Raw genomic sequence first — 13,778 nt, 5'->3', positions numbered from 1 at the left:
GTCCGGATATCAGCACGACGCGAGTGGGACTATCGGACTAAATCTTGTGCAGAGCCGTTCGGACATCTTGACAGAGCCTGAGAGTTTGTTTGAGAACCAGCATCGCATTCTCTAATCAGGGTCAGGAAAACCATGCTGACTCAACGGTATCAAGTAGTTGTGCTGCTCGGACTGGTGGCGCTCTTTAGCAGCTATTTACTGCTGCCGCTGAGTGTCTCCTATCTATTGACGCGAGGCCTTCGCCAGCATGGATACAGCAACGTCATCCTTCAACTCGGCTATCCGGGCTGGAACCGGATGCGCATCCCGGTCATTTCGTTTCAACAGGATTTGGGTGAAGAACGATTGATGGTCTCCCTGACGGATGCGGAGATCCAATATGATCTGACTCAGTTGCTCCAAGGTCGTGTGAGTCATATTGTGCTTCGAGACGCTGCGGTCCATGTGCTGAACGTTCCGTCGACAGGTCCAACTCAGAAGGACAGCAGGGCCGACGATCGCGTCGATGACGAAGAATCACCGTGGAGCTTGTTGACCGCGGGCGATCTCTTGCGGAGCCTGCCGATTCTTCCGTTCGATGAGTTACAACTCGATCATCTCACCATTTTTCGTGAACAGGCGACAGGACCGCTCCGCAAAGTGACGATAGAAGGGAGTCTCACCTATCGAGGCGGAGAGTTGGGAGGTCACTTGTCGTTCAGGGGACGCGATACGGCCTCCTACGGCCTCGCCGTGGTCGGGAATTCCGCAAGTACTTGGTCGGCCACCTTGGCATCCCAACGGCCTCAAGCAGCACCCATTGTGTCATGGCAGTCCCAGGCGCATCCAAACGGCTCGCAGATTCAAGTCAATGGAAATCTTCAGATTAATGTGCAAGAACTGGCCCCCTTTATTGCGCTTCTTGTTCCTATCGGTCCCGAATTGGAGAAGGTCACGGGACAGGTGGCGATAGATTGGGCCGGGAACGCCGCGGCGGAAGCGACGTTGAGTTCGTTATGGGAAGACGAACACACGCATTTGGACGGCAATATGCGAGTCATTGCCACGCTTCCGGCTTTGAAGGGTGTGGCCAAGGACATCGCCGTGGCCTATGAGGGGACGTTCGGAGGTAATGCGAAACAGGTCGAGTGGGCATTGAGCCCCGGTGTTCTGCTCACGGCCACGATTAATACCCAACCGCGTATCATTCCAGAAGTGGTTCGATTGATTCTCCCCGGCGGTGATCAACCGGTGCGGATCGAAAATAGGAAACCCGTGCAGGGGACCTTATATTGGACGGAAGCGCCGGTACGCATGGTGGCGCAAGGGCCACTACATGTGACCTACGGGCGGACACCGGGACCGCTCGTTGCACAGTTTGAAACGACCCGCGCCGAAGGTCTCGGCAATGAGCTGGTGTTGGCCGAGGGGGCCTACGATCTGGAGGGCATCCTCCCGAAAGCAGTCACCGAATTCCTTTCGGCCAAAGAAGCGATGGGAGGAGTCCGAGGGACGGTGAAACTGGCCCGGACACATGTGCAGGGAGTTCTGTCGCCGTCATCCTCGGTGACGGCCAAACAGATCGGACGCGGCACGACGCATATTTCAACCCTGACATTGCATCTATCGGAGCCGCTGACAGTGGAATGCGATCTGACAGCGATTCGTTGCAACGGGGGACCGATGATCGCAACGGTGCGCGCCCCGACGATGAGAATCAACGGGTGGAACGTTCATGTCGGACAAGGTCTTCTCAGAGTTCAGGAACTCGAGACCGCAGGAACTGCTTGGACCACCCATGGGACATTGTCGGTGAATGGAGTGAGTCCGGATACAGGTTTTGGGGGTCCCTCCACGAGTGATTGGGTCGTCAGTTTCACGGCTGGCCAGACCGGCATCAAGGCCGACCTTCGCGTCAATACTCCCGTGCAAGAAGGGCTTATGACAGCCAGAATCGAGCAACCGTTGCAGGCGGCTCAAGGGGTTCTGCATGGCGCCATTGGTCCTCTGACGTTCAATGGGGCCGAGCGGCGACTCAGTAAGATCATGATGGGCCTACCTCCCGCGACCGATCTCATCGATGGGGCGTTCACCGTTCGCTTCGATGCGGCCTGGTCCGGCAGCTTCGGCGACCCGATCAATGGAATGAAATTAACGTCGGCGACGGCGAGGGTTGTGGCCGAAAAGCTGTCGGGCTTCTATTATGATCATATTGTAAGGGGCTTTAGCACCGCGATGGAATTACACGCGTCGGGACTGGAGTCGATTGCCACGACCCAACCGGCTCCCATTTTCGTGACCTCGATACAGAGCGGGGTTGAAGTCACCAACCTCGCAGCCTCGTTTCAGATGAGATGGAAGTTGGCGGAAGAGCGGCCGGTCGTTGACGTGAACGACTTTCAGTGCGAGGTCTTCGGAGGCACTGTCGCAAGTCTTGGGCCAGTCGGAGACGTGGCCAGACCTCCCTTTGGGGCGACCTTTTCTCTAAGGAGTCTCGATCTGGCCAAAATTCTCAGTGTGGAGCAACAAAAAGGGCTCCACGGAACGGGAACGTTGAACGGGACGCTTCCTGTGACGATCACCTCCGGTGGCGGGGTCATCATGAAGGACGGAGTGGTCGAGGCACAACCTCCCGGTGGGGTCATAAAATATGTGTCACCACCGGAGTCATCGAAGATGCTTTCAGAGTCTGACAGCCAACTCCGGCTGGTAGCTCATGCCCTCAATAACTTTCATTACAGCGTGTTGCGCGTGGGGATGAGATACGGCGAGAACGGAATGTTGGATCTGATCGCGCGGGTGGAAGGCAGAAATCCGGATCTGAAGACGACACCGCCGATTCATTTCAATTTGACCGTGCAGGAACATATTCCCACTCTTCTGAAAAGCCTTCGCTTGGTGGACGATATTCAAGGCACAATCGAGAAAAAATACAAACGATTATGATCATCATGAGGCTGACCATGCTGAGTGAGGTGGTACGGATAAGCGTCGCGCTCGTGACGTGGGTGACTCTGCTGGTCATGATGGGCGCCTGTACCCCACGGGTCGAAGTGACGGCGCCGGAGAAGCCGATTACGATCAATCTCAATGTGAAAATTGATCATGAGATCCGTGTGAAAGTGGACAAAGAATTGGATCAGGTCTTGTCGAATGAGAGCGGATTATTTTAGCTGTGGGGGAACAAATGTTCAGACGTCGTCTGGTGCTCGTGTTATGTGCGTTGGCTACCTGGTTCATGGCTGAATCCTCCGGCTTGGCGCTATCCTTGGAGGAAGCCAAAATGAAAGGTTTGGTGGGGGAGAAGGCCAACGGTTACTTGGGGGCGGTCATCCCTCCCGATGCGGAGGCCCGGGCGTTGCTCGAAGACGTGAATCAGAAACGTCGGCGAGCCTATGAGGATATCGCAAAACGAAACCGGACCAACGTCCAATCAGTTGAATCGCTGGCAGGAGAGAAAGCCATCCAGAACACCAGACCGGGAAACTTTGTCGAAGGACCAGGCGGCTGGATCAAGAGATGATCGCTACCCATAGCGATCGTTTTGCCACGGCAATGCGGTGTTGGAATACCCACGCACTTCCCAAAACCCTTTTTCATCCCGATCTGAAAACGTAATCTCCTTCACCCACTTCGCGCCCTTCCAGGCATAGCGTTTGGGGACGATCACGCGTACGGGCCCGCCATGGTCTCGGGAGAGTGGTTTACCGTTCCAGCTGTGGGCCAACAGCACATCGGCGTCGTCACAGACATCGAGCGGTAAATTCGTCGTGTAGTCATCGTATGACCTGAAGAGAACAAACCGCGCCAGCGACAGCGGTTTCACGACAGATATGAGGTGTTTGAAACTGACCCCTTCCCAATCGTTGTCATATCGGCTCCATGACGTGACGCAGTGAAAGTCCGATCGGTCCTTGAATGGAGGCTGGGCTGAAAACTGCTCCCATGTCCATGCGACAGGTGTGGTGACAAATCCACCAATGCTGAGCTTCCATTCATTCAACAGGATCTCGGGTTTGAACCCAAGATCCAACACGGGGAAGTTCTCGACGAGGTGTTGGCCGGGGGGGAGACGTTCGTCTCCTTCATAGAACACTTCACGTTCTTCTCCGCCTCGCCGAGCCCTGGCCCATTGCTCTTTGGTCTTCGTTAGCCTGCTCGGTTCATCCATGGTGGCCTCCTGAGAGGCAGACTACGGGAATTGACGCAGGTCTGACAACTCATTTCTGACCGAACCACGTAAGACTATACACCCTCGCCTGACTCATAATATGACAGCATATCTCATTGATAGGACAAAGAGGGCGCCACCATGATACACGACAACGTCATTATGACGACCTCGCTTTCGAATCAGAGTGAGACGAACAGTTCAATTCTAGGCAAGATTTCCATCGCCGTTGGCATCGCGATGACATCCTTTTTGAAAAAGTAGCCCAATAAGCTGTCCGTGTCTGATCCTTCAGCCGGTGCTTGCCTAGGCTCGTAGTTGTCTCCGCTCATCAGCACCACTCATCCGTGATGCTTTTGTGACAATCGCCTGTTATTCTGGCGATCATGGTAGACGAAGCACCACATCGGCAAAGTGCAAAGCCTCGAACCATTCTCGTGATTGAAGATGACCGAGACATTGCGCGTCTCTTGGAGCTCCATCTGTATGACGTAGGATATGATGTGCATGTGGCGCCGGACGGCGCGACCGGCTGCAAACACGCGCTCTCCAAAGCCTATGACTTGATTGTCCTCGATCTGATGCTCCCGGGGATGGACGGGTTGGACGTATGTCAAACTCTGCGAACCAGACTAAATTACACGCCTATCCTAATGTTGACCGCCAAGTCGACGGAGTTAGATCGCGTACTGGGTCTGGAGGTCGGTGCAGACGATTATCTGACCAAGCCTTTCAGCATTCGTGAACTTCTCGCTCGGGTGAAAGCCTTGTTCCGCCGCGTAGAGGTGCTTCGGGCGCCGGTGGTTCAGGATCAGCAAAAGCCGATTTGTGCCGGAGGTCTCGTGATTGATGCCGAGAAGCGCAAAGTCACGCTGTGCGGCAAAGCGATAGACCTGACGGCGAAAGAGTTCGATCTCTTATTGCAGTTCGCCCGACACCCAGGCCGTGTGTATACCCGTTCTCAACTGCTCGATTTGGTATGGGGGTATGCACACGCGGGCTACGAACACACCGTGAATTCCCATATCAATCGGTTGAGAGCCAAAATCGAGCGTGATACGAACCGTCCTCGGTACATTTTGACGGTCTGGGGCATCGGCTATAGTTTTACCGAGGAACACCGACACGAGTAGCCGAATGTTCACAACGCTGTACGGGAAGCTGGCCACCGTCCTCATCGGGCTGTTTTGCCTCATAGGTGCTGGGTCCATACTGCTGACTCTTTATGCGACCCGGCTGTATTTCCAAGAAGTGAATCAGAAGCTCAATCAGGCCTTGGCTGAACGCATTGTGTCTGAAAAGATCCTCATGCAGGAAGGACAGGTAAATGAGGCAGCGCTCAAGGAGATCTTTCATAGTCTCATGGTGATCAATCCCAGTATCGAAGTCTATCTGCTTGATGGTCAGGGGTCGATCCTGACTTTTTCAGCTCCTGCTGGAAAAGTGAAGCGACAACGTGTCTCTCTCGAACCAATTGAACGGTTTTTGTCAAGGATTGAAGACTTCCCAATCCTGGGTGACGACCCGCGAGATCTCAGCCGCAAGAAGATCTTTTCCGCGTTCCCCGTACAAACGTTAAGCGGCGACATCGAAGGCTATCTGTACGTTATTCTAGGTGGGGAGGAGTTTGAGTCAGTCGCACAGATGCTGGAGGGCAGTTACATTCTCCGCGTGAGCGCATGGGCTGTCGCCGCAATTCTCCTGTTTGCACTGTTGACCACCCTCCTCATGTTCAAGCTGTTGACTCGACGACTCAGACTGCTCACCTTGGCGATGGAGACCTTTAAGCGTGGCGACTTTTCCGAACCGTCAGATTTGCCGTACCGGCTTCACCTACAGCGAACGACTGCCGAGCGAAGAGATGAAATAGACGTGTTAGGGGCGACCTTTGCACATATGTCAGATCGCATCCAGCAGCAGGTGGGGCAGCTCAAACAGACCGATCAGTTGCGACGCGAATTGGTCGCCAATGTCTCGCACGATCTTCGCACGCCGTTGACATCTCTTCAGGGGTATCTCGAGACTCTGCTTTTGAAGGAAGGAACGCTGTCTCCACAGGAACAACGGAAATATCTTGGAATTGCCGCTGCGCACAGTGAACAATTAGGAAAATTGATTGGTGAGCTGTTTGAACTGGCAAAATTGAGCTCTCAAGAGATGCGCCCTCGCATTGAAGCATTTTCTCTCAGCGAACTCGTACAAGATGTTGTCCAAAAGCTGACGTTTGTTGCAGAGAAGAAGGAGGTGACGCTCCACACAGAGATGCAGGCCGATCTTCCATGTGTCGTCGCTGATATCGGACTCATTGAGCGAGTCCTTGAAAACCTCATCGAGAACGCCATTCGATACACTCCGGCACATGGCACCGTCACGGTTGGCCTAAAGGGTGTGAACGAAAAGATCATGACCAACGTGATGGATACCGGCTGCGGAATACCTCCAGAAGATCTCCCGCATATTTTTGATCGATACTATCGGGTTGGCAACGGGCAACGGGGCAGAACGACGGGGGCAGGGCTTGGTCTCGCGATTACCAAACGGATACTGGAGCTTCACGGAAGCTCCATCGAGGCTCAGAGTGTCGTAAATAGAGGGACGACCTTCACCTTTTGTCTGTCCGTTGCGCAACCTTCCATCGAATTAGTGGATTCTTCTCACTCTGCCTGATCGCCCCACATCGTCTCTTGGCCGCACCTTGCTCCCGGCTTTTCTCCGGCGTGCGTGATCAAGATGTCATGATTTTGTGAAGATTCCGTGACCAGTTCCGGCGATAGTTGTTCCGGGTCGTTGTAGATGCATTCGGAGGTTGGTCATGAATGCCAAAATCAGGGATCGTGCCGTATCGACTCGTCAGAATGCGCAAGTAGGCAAGCCTCTCACCTTTATGGACATCGAAGAAAAGCTGCTTCCGAGACTTCGGCTTGGCGAAGAGGAGGCCTTCGGTCAGTTCGTGACGCATCAGCATGCAAGGCTTATCCGCATCGCGATGCGATATGTCGTCGATCAAGACATGGCAGAGGAAGTCGTGCAGGATACGTGGGTAACAGTGATTACACGCCTGAATGGGTTTGAGGGCCGATCCTCTCTCTTCGGCTGGATCTGCGGGATTCTGATCCACAAGGCCAAGGATCGAGGGGTGCGCGAGAAACGCCAGAGAGCCTTCTCGCACTGTGAATCATATGACCGCTATGGTGATGAGCCGATCGATCCTTCGCGTTTCTGCCCGAGCAGAACGTGGGCCGGATCCTGTGCATATTATCCTCATCCATGGGATGAGCGGACTCCCGAACAGCTTCTGCTGTCAAAACGGATAATGGATTGTATGCAACAGGCCATTGATGCCTTGCCGGTGACTCTTAAGCAAGTTTTGATTCTTCGTGATGTGGATGGAATAGACACGAAAGAAGTCTGCACGCGGCTGCATGTCTCTGAAGCCAACCTCTATGTGCGGTTACACCGGGCTCGCGAGCGAGTCAGATTGGCCATTCAAACCACATGTGAATGACGCCGACTTACTTTTCGAATGTGCCCAAGATGTGAGCAGCGCGTGAACGTTTTGTGAGATCTCATGCCTATGATGTGGGCTGCGATCTTCTGACCTACTCAACAACCAAAGGAGGTAGAGCGTGAGAACACGTTTCATAGGTGTGATGACACTCGCACTAGCGTTGACCGGAGGGGTGATTGGCAGTGCCTGGGCCGGTCAGAAAGGGCAGATGGTGTATACCATGTCGAATGCCCCATCCGGCAATGCCGTCTTGGCGTTTGAACAGCATAGCGACACACTGATTCCGATTGGGAGCTTCCCCACTCAGGGCGCCGGATCAGGAGGCGGTCTGGGGAATCAAGGCGCCATCGTGCTCAGTGATGATGGGGAGACGCTCTTTGTCGTCAATGCGGGAAGCGACGAGGTGTCGGTATTCCATGTTCATGATCATGGCCTAACACTCACGGATAAAGTGAGCTCTGGTGGTGTGCGTCCCATCAGCGTTGCAGTTCATGAGGAATGGGTCTATGTGTTGAATGCGGGCGGAACGGGCAATATTACTGGATTTATGTTGACGAGCCGTCATACGTTGAAGCTGATCCCTGGATCGACTCGTTCGCTCAGCGGCCCGGCCACGGCGCCGGCACAAATCGAGTTTAATCCCGATGGAGACACCTTGGTGGTGACAGAAAAAGCCACCCAGATCATCGATACGTACACAGTGGGTGAAGATGGTGTCGCGGCTGGGCCAGTCTCACAACCTTCGTCTGGCGTCACCCCATTTGGATTCTCTTTCAATAAACGAGGAGTCCTCATCGTGAGCGAGGCATTCGGTGGAACAGCTAATGCCAGCGCAGTCTCTTCATATACGTTGAAAAATAGTGCGTTGACGCTTCGTAGCGATTCAGTTCCCGATTTTCAATCGGCGGCCTGCTGGATTGTGATTACCAAGAACGGCAAGATCGCCTACACAAGTAACACCGGCAGCAACAACATTTCGAGTTATCGCATCGGGCGAGACGGGACTCTTACCTTACTCATGGCTGTAGCTGCTTCTACAGGAGCCGCCCCAATCGATATGGCATTGAACAGAAACAGTAAACTCCTCTATGTTCTCAATGCGACCGCACGTTCTATCGAGGCGTTTCGTGTCGATCGCGGTAGTGGGGAACTTACGTTCCTGACCAGCGTTTCTGGTCTGCCCGCAGGGGTGAACGGCCTTGTGGCTCAGTAATCGATCTTGGGCGAAGAGGTCTATGACGAAGCAGCTCCGGTACTCGTGGCGTAGGCTGTCAGAAAATGCGTGAGCGTACGACAATCATCCTAGATCACGAGATCAGCTTGATCTAAGCTGACCTCGTGATGGCGAAGGGGCTTTATGGGCAGTGACTATTGAATGGAGTTAGCGAATCCGCTCTGGGTGATTTCGGCGCGAACCGGATCACCAACTTTCTTATGACCTCGCAACTGCTTGGTTTCACGGCTCACATAGAGCTGAACCCGGTTCCCATCGTAGTCCTCGACTGTATAGACGTCCCCGGCAATATTCTTGACAGTGCCTCCGATTGTCTTCCATGCCGGACCTGGCTTGAGGTCGGAATGGTTTGCGCCGGAAGATATAGAGGTTTCTGCTGACGACGAGATGGAATGAGGAGGGGATTTCTTCTCATTCTTTGAACCCGCTGTGGAGGGAGATGGTGTGACCAATGCAATAGCGGCCAGCCCTCCCAAGGTGACCATCATGGTATTCCTACGATGTTCTGTCATCGGGCACCTCCAGGATAAAGAATCATTCAGACTGGAGGGTTTTATGCAGCAAAGCATGTGCCGGACGTGATGCGCAAAAAAGACCGGCTAGTTCCGTGGGTTACAAATCCACCCGGATGAACCAGCGGATAGTCTCTCAGAGGTGGAAAAAAAACGGCACGTCGCTGTGCAGATCTGAGCAGCGGTTATCGTGGGGCGCCACGGTGCTTTTCTGCCTTCTCTCCTTCCAGCCGTGATTCAAGGCGGCATTTCGTGTAGAGAAAGACCCTGCTAGAATGCCGGCATGGATGTGATCGCCACGCACAGCAATGCGGATTTCGACGGCCTGGCCTCGATGGTTGCCGCCCGCAAACTCTTTCCGGACGCCAAGCTGATATTGCCGGCCGGAGCTCAGGAGACAGTCCGCACGTTTCTTGCCGCTCACGATCTGGGACTCAGTAAACTGCAATCGATCGACTTCTCTCAGATTTCCAGACTCATATTGGTCGACACTCAGGATCCTGATCGAATCGGTGCGCTGAAATCTTGCATCGACAATCCATCGGTAGAGGTGGTGGTGTTCGATCATCATGTTGAAGCCCAATCCATATGTAACGGCCGCTCTCTTTTGTCCGTCGTCCAACCGGTCGGCGCCACGACGACGTTACTGGTTGAGCAGTTACGTCAGCGCCGCGTCGCGGTGTCACCATTCGAAGCGACCGTGATCGCGCTGGGTCTCTACGAAGAAACCGGCTCGTTCGGCTTCGGCTCCACGACTCCCCGAGATCTTGAAGCCGGGGCGTTCCTGCTCGAAACGGGTGCAGACTTGAACGTCGTGCTGGACACCCTTCGCCGTCCGCTGGATCCCGATACCGTCGCACTCATGAACGATTTGTTGGAGCACAGCGACGTCCATTACCTCGAGGGGCGAAAAGTTCTGATCGCGACGAGCGCCATCGATCGCCGCCGCGGTGAAGCGGCCGGAGTCGTACACCTGCTTGCCGAAATGCAGGGCGTCGATGCCGTCATTGTCGCCGTGATGATGGAAGACCGGGTGCAGGTGATCGGACGAAGCCGCCGTCCAGAAATCGACGTGGGATGGATCGCCCGGGAATTTGGAGGCGGCGGCCATGCCGTCGCAGCCGCCGCGACAGTCAAAGGACGACCGCTCTCAGAAGTCAAAGAACGTCTTGTCGAATTGTTGACGACCCGCTATCGGCCTACGCTGTTGGCGCGCGACGTGATGACGATGCCGGTGAAATGCATTGGAATGAGAACGACGATTGCAGCCGCCGGGCAGCGGATGACGAAATATGGAATCAATGTCTTCCCGGTTCTCGATGAGAATGATCACTTCATAGGGATAGTGAGCCGTGAGCTGATTCAAAAAGCCGAGTTTCACCGGCTCGGGAAAGCTCCCGTTCAAGACATCATGCAGACTGATGCCTATACGGCAGAGCCGGACACGCCGTTTCATGACGTTGAAGTTGCCATGATCGAACGGAATCAACGGTTCGTCCCTGTTCTCGGAGGGACGAAGATCGTGGGGGTCATTACCAGGACGGACTTGCTGAGAGTAATGCACGAGGATGTTCTCAAGTTTGCCGGTAGGCATGCTGTGCCTAATCCATCAGAGCATCTCACCGGAAGAGCCCATCGTAACGTGACGGGATTGCTTCAAAACCGCATGCCGAAGCACGTCGTAGCGCTTCTCAACGAAGCAGGGCGCCTCGCTGACCGTTGCAATGTGTCGCTGTACGCCGTCGGCGGCTGCGTCAGAGATCTGTTACTGGGGATCGAGAACCTCGATCTGGATCTCGTCGTGGAGGGGGATGGAATCTCATTTGCCAGAAAACTCGGTGAAATGATGCATGCCCGTGTGAAGGTGCATGAGCGATTCGGCACGGCGATCCTTCTCCTGCCGGATGAATTCAAGCTCGATCTGGCCACCGCCAGGACAGAATATTATGAGTATCCCACCGCCTTGCCGACGGTTGAGCAAAGTTCAATCAAGAAAGATCTGTACCGCCGGGATTTCACCATGAACGCGTTGGCCATCCGCTTGAACACAAAAGGTTTTGGCGATGTCTTGGATTTCTACGGGGGTCAACGAGATCTGAATGACAAGGTCATCCGAGTCTTGCACGGGCTGAGTTTTGTCGAAGATCCGACCCGAGTGTTTCGGGCTGTGCGATTTGAATCCCGGTTCGGATTTCATTTAGGCAAGGATACCGCGGCGTTGATCGCCGGCGCCGTCAAGATGAATCTGTTTCAACGATTATCCGGTCACCGTCTGCTGGAAGAACTGAAATTGCTGTTAGGAGAGCGTGAACCAAAACAGGCTCTGAAGCGACTGGCCGACCTCGACTTGCTCAAGTTCATCCATCCTAAGTTAGTGTGGTCCAGCCGCTTGGAGTCGCTGCTCGATGCCGTAGATCAGGCGGTTGACTGGTATCGGCTGCTGTTTCTCGATCGAAAGATGGACGTGTGGTTGGTGTATTTCATGGCGCTACTGGAAGTCTTGCCGGAACGCCCCGTTCTGGACACTCTCAAGCGTTTCCCATTTTCCGAATTGGAAGCCAGGTGCCTCAAGACATCCCGGACGGGTAGCCATGCGGTACTTCGCCGGCTTGGAAGAAAACCGCCGCCAAAGCCGGCGGACGTCTATCATCTTCTGTCAGGACTGTGTGATGAAACGCTCTTGAGCCTCATGGCCAAGAGCAAAGGAGAAACGGTCAAGCGGCAGGTGTCAGCGTACCTCACCACCTATCAACACGTGAAGCCGGTGCTGACCGGTACTGAGTTGAAGGCCATGGGACTTAAGCCGGGTCCGCAGTTCAAGAAGATTCTCGACCGGTTGCTTGACGCGCGTCTGAACGGGGAGGTGAAGACAGAGGCAGAGGAACGACAGCTGGTTCAACAGGTAGGTTGAGACCAAAAGCGAACCGTTTGAAGTATCGGAAAAATCGGACCAAGCATGCGAAGTATGGAATGGTGCACGCAGGAGAACTTGCTCAACAGCCTGCGAGCCTGCGCACCTAGAACCGACGAGTACCCGCAGGAATAGTTTCTCCACTAATTCTCTCCCCACTGTTCGCAGTAATGTTCCCGTCAACGATTGCCGAATTTTCATTTTTGGGAGCCAAACCGAACTCAACATGATATCCACAAGTTAGGAAGACTATAGTTATCATAATTACATCATTTACTGTTGCCATGGTCGATGACGCTATTTGGCAGATTTGTGTCTACGGGATATGTGTCGGCCTGGTGATCGCCGTCATGCTGGGACTCCCGCCCTTGCTTGGCGAGCGCCACTGGAAAAAGACTGAGCGCCGCTCCGACAGCGCAACGGACATCCCCTATGAATGTGGGATTCGGCCGACTGGCAACGCCCAAGTCCGTCCACCGGTGCAATATTACTTGATCGCCATGTTCTTCGTCATTTTCGATGTGGAGGCGGCGTACCTCTATGCCTGGGCCGTCGCGGTACCGGAGACCGGTTGGCTTGGCTTTATTGAAGTGACGATCTTCGTCAGCATTCTTTTGGCATCCCTTGCCTATTTGTGGCTCACCGGAGCGCTCGACTGGCATGCACAGTCTCAAGGTCCGCGGGTTCGTCATGAGCAGCCGCCACGCATGAATGAGTCAACGGAGCTCTACGATGACCGAGTGGCGTAACGGACGACTGGAGGGTGTGCGGATTACCGATGGCGGCGATGGCTCGTTGACCTCTGTCGTTGGTGACTCGGTCCTCTTTGCGAAGCTTCAGGATCTTCTGGCCTGGGGACGGAAGAATTCACTCTGGCCGTTGAACTTCGGTTTGTCGTGCTGTTTCGTCGAAATGGCGACGAGTTTGACCAGTGTCTACGACGTGTCTCGGTTTGGCGCAGAAGTCGTACGCGGTTCACCGCGGCAGGCCGATGTGCTGGTCGTGTCGGGCACGGTGTTTATGAAGGTAGCTCCCGTCATCAAGCAGCTCTATGAACAGATGCTGGAGCCGCGTTGGGTGATTTCGATGGGGTCCTGCTCGAACTCCGGAGGCATGTTTGACGCCTACTCTGTCGTGCAAGGCGTCGATAAATTCATTCCTGTGGACGTGTATATGCCGGGATGTCCGCCGCCGCCACATGCTTTTATGGAATGTCTGCTGCTCCTCCAGAACATGGTGGGATCAGAGCGCCGACCCTTGAGCTGGCACTTCGGTCCACAGGAAGTTCAGAGACCCATTATGCCCTCGATGCGGGACGCAAAACGAGCCGAGCGGATGAGTCAGCGCGAATATCCGGGGATCGATGTGCTCCCTCGGACCGATCTTCTCTCCCCTCACTTTGCAGGGGAGCCGGACGGCCGTTCGAAAGGCAAGTCATGACTCCACGATCCTCGGCCCTGCAC

At 54.5% G+C, this 13,778-nt stretch carries 12 protein-coding genes; 10 read left to right on the top strand and 2 right to left on the bottom strand.

Annotation, left to right across the window (positions count from 1 at the left end; translation table 11 throughout):
• The first annotated feature begins 132 nt into the window (after window positions 1–132).
• Genes H8K04_10895 through H8K04_10885 form a run of 3 tightly spaced genes read left to right on the top strand, consistent with a single transcriptional unit; the run spans window position 133 to window position 3,502 of the window.
• A complete protein-coding gene (locus H8K04_10895; protein ID UVT14366.1) occupies window positions 133–2,925 on the top strand; it encodes a YdbH domain-containing protein in 2,793 nt (930 codons plus the stop codon).
• Between the two features lie 17 nt (window positions 2,926–2,942).
• Window positions 2,943–3,152 carry a YnbE family lipoprotein gene (locus H8K04_10890; GenBank protein UVT14365.1) on the top strand — a complete coding sequence of 70 codons (210 nt, stop codon included), beginning with the start codon at window positions 2,943–2,945 and terminating at the stop codon, window positions 3,150–3,152.
• Between the two features lie 14 nt (window positions 3,153–3,166).
• A complete protein-coding gene (locus tag H8K04_10885; protein ID UVT14364.1) occupies window positions 3,167–3,502 on the top strand; it encodes a YdbL family protein in 336 nt (111 codons plus the stop codon).
• 3 nt (window positions 3,503–3,505) lie between these two features.
• Here H8K04_10885 and H8K04_10880 read toward each other — a convergent pair whose 3' ends face one another.
• Window positions 3,506–4,150, bottom strand: coding sequence for a molybdopterin-dependent oxidoreductase (locus tag H8K04_10880; GenBank protein ID UVT14363.1), 645 nt, complete (start codon window positions 4,148–4,150; stop codon window positions 3,506–3,508).
• A 386-nt stretch (window positions 4,151–4,536) separates the two neighbouring features.
• Between H8K04_10880 and H8K04_10875 the strand changes: the two genes are divergently transcribed.
• The 4 genes from H8K04_10875 to H8K04_10860 all read left to right on the top strand — a co-directional run bounded on the left by H8K04_10875 (window position 4,537) and on the right by H8K04_10860 (window position 8,871).
• Window positions 4,537–5,283: a response regulator transcription factor gene (locus H8K04_10875; GenBank protein UVT14362.1), complete on the top strand. Its 747-nt coding sequence runs from the start codon at window positions 4,537–4,539 to the stop codon at window positions 5,281–5,283.
• Window positions 5,284–5,287: 4 nt separating this feature from the next.
• Entirely contained in the window at window positions 5,288–6,817 is a 1,530-nt protein-coding gene (locus tag H8K04_10870) for a HAMP domain-containing protein (protein UVT14361.1), read from the top strand.
• Between the two features lie 145 nt (window positions 6,818–6,962).
• Window positions 6,963–7,655 (top strand): sigma-70 family RNA polymerase sigma factor, encoded by a 693-nt coding sequence (locus H8K04_10865; GenBank protein UVT14360.1) that lies wholly within the window; start codon window positions 6,963–6,965, stop codon window positions 7,653–7,655.
• Between the two features lie 121 nt (window positions 7,656–7,776).
• A complete protein-coding gene (locus tag H8K04_10860) occupies window positions 7,777–8,871 on the top strand; it encodes a beta-propeller fold lactonase family protein (GenBank protein ID UVT14359.1) in 1,095 nt (364 codons plus the stop codon).
• Window positions 8,872–9,026: 155 nt separating this feature from the next.
• On the opposite strand, the gene H8K04_10855 is transcribed toward H8K04_10860, so the two are convergent.
• Window positions 9,027–9,404, bottom strand: coding sequence for a hypothetical protein (locus H8K04_10855; GenBank protein UVT14358.1), 378 nt, complete (start codon window positions 9,402–9,404; stop codon window positions 9,027–9,029).
• Window positions 9,405–9,687: 283 nt separating this feature from the next.
• On the opposite strand from H8K04_10855, the gene H8K04_10850 reads away from it, so the two are divergent.
• The 3 genes from H8K04_10850 (at window position 9,688) to H8K04_10840 (ending at window position 13,755) form a co-directional block, all read left to right on the top strand.
• The gene (locus H8K04_10850) at window positions 9,688–12,315 is read left to right on the top strand and encodes a CBS domain-containing protein (protein UVT14357.1); all 2,628 of its coding nucleotides are present in this window, start codon (window positions 9,688–9,690) and stop codon (window positions 12,313–12,315) included.
• Window positions 12,316–12,599: 284 nt separating this feature from the next.
• Window positions 12,600–13,064, top strand: coding sequence for an NADH-quinone oxidoreductase subunit A (gene ndhC, locus H8K04_10845; GenBank protein UVT14356.1), 465 nt, complete (start codon window positions 12,600–12,602; stop codon window positions 13,062–13,064).
• Window positions 13,027–13,755: an NADH-quinone oxidoreductase subunit B gene (locus tag H8K04_10840; protein ID UVT14355.1), complete on the top strand. Its 729-nt coding sequence runs from the start codon at window positions 13,027–13,029 to the stop codon at window positions 13,753–13,755. Before ndhC ends, H8K04_10840 begins: the two co-directional genes overlap by 38 nt.
• Window positions 13,756–13,778: the final 23 nt, after the last annotated feature.

Source organism: Nitrospira sp. (assembly GCA_024760525.1).
Lineage (GTDB): Bacteria > Nitrospirota > Nitrospiria > Nitrospirales > Nitrospiraceae > Nitrospira_D.
This window is presented reverse-complemented; position numbering and strand designations above follow the sequence as displayed.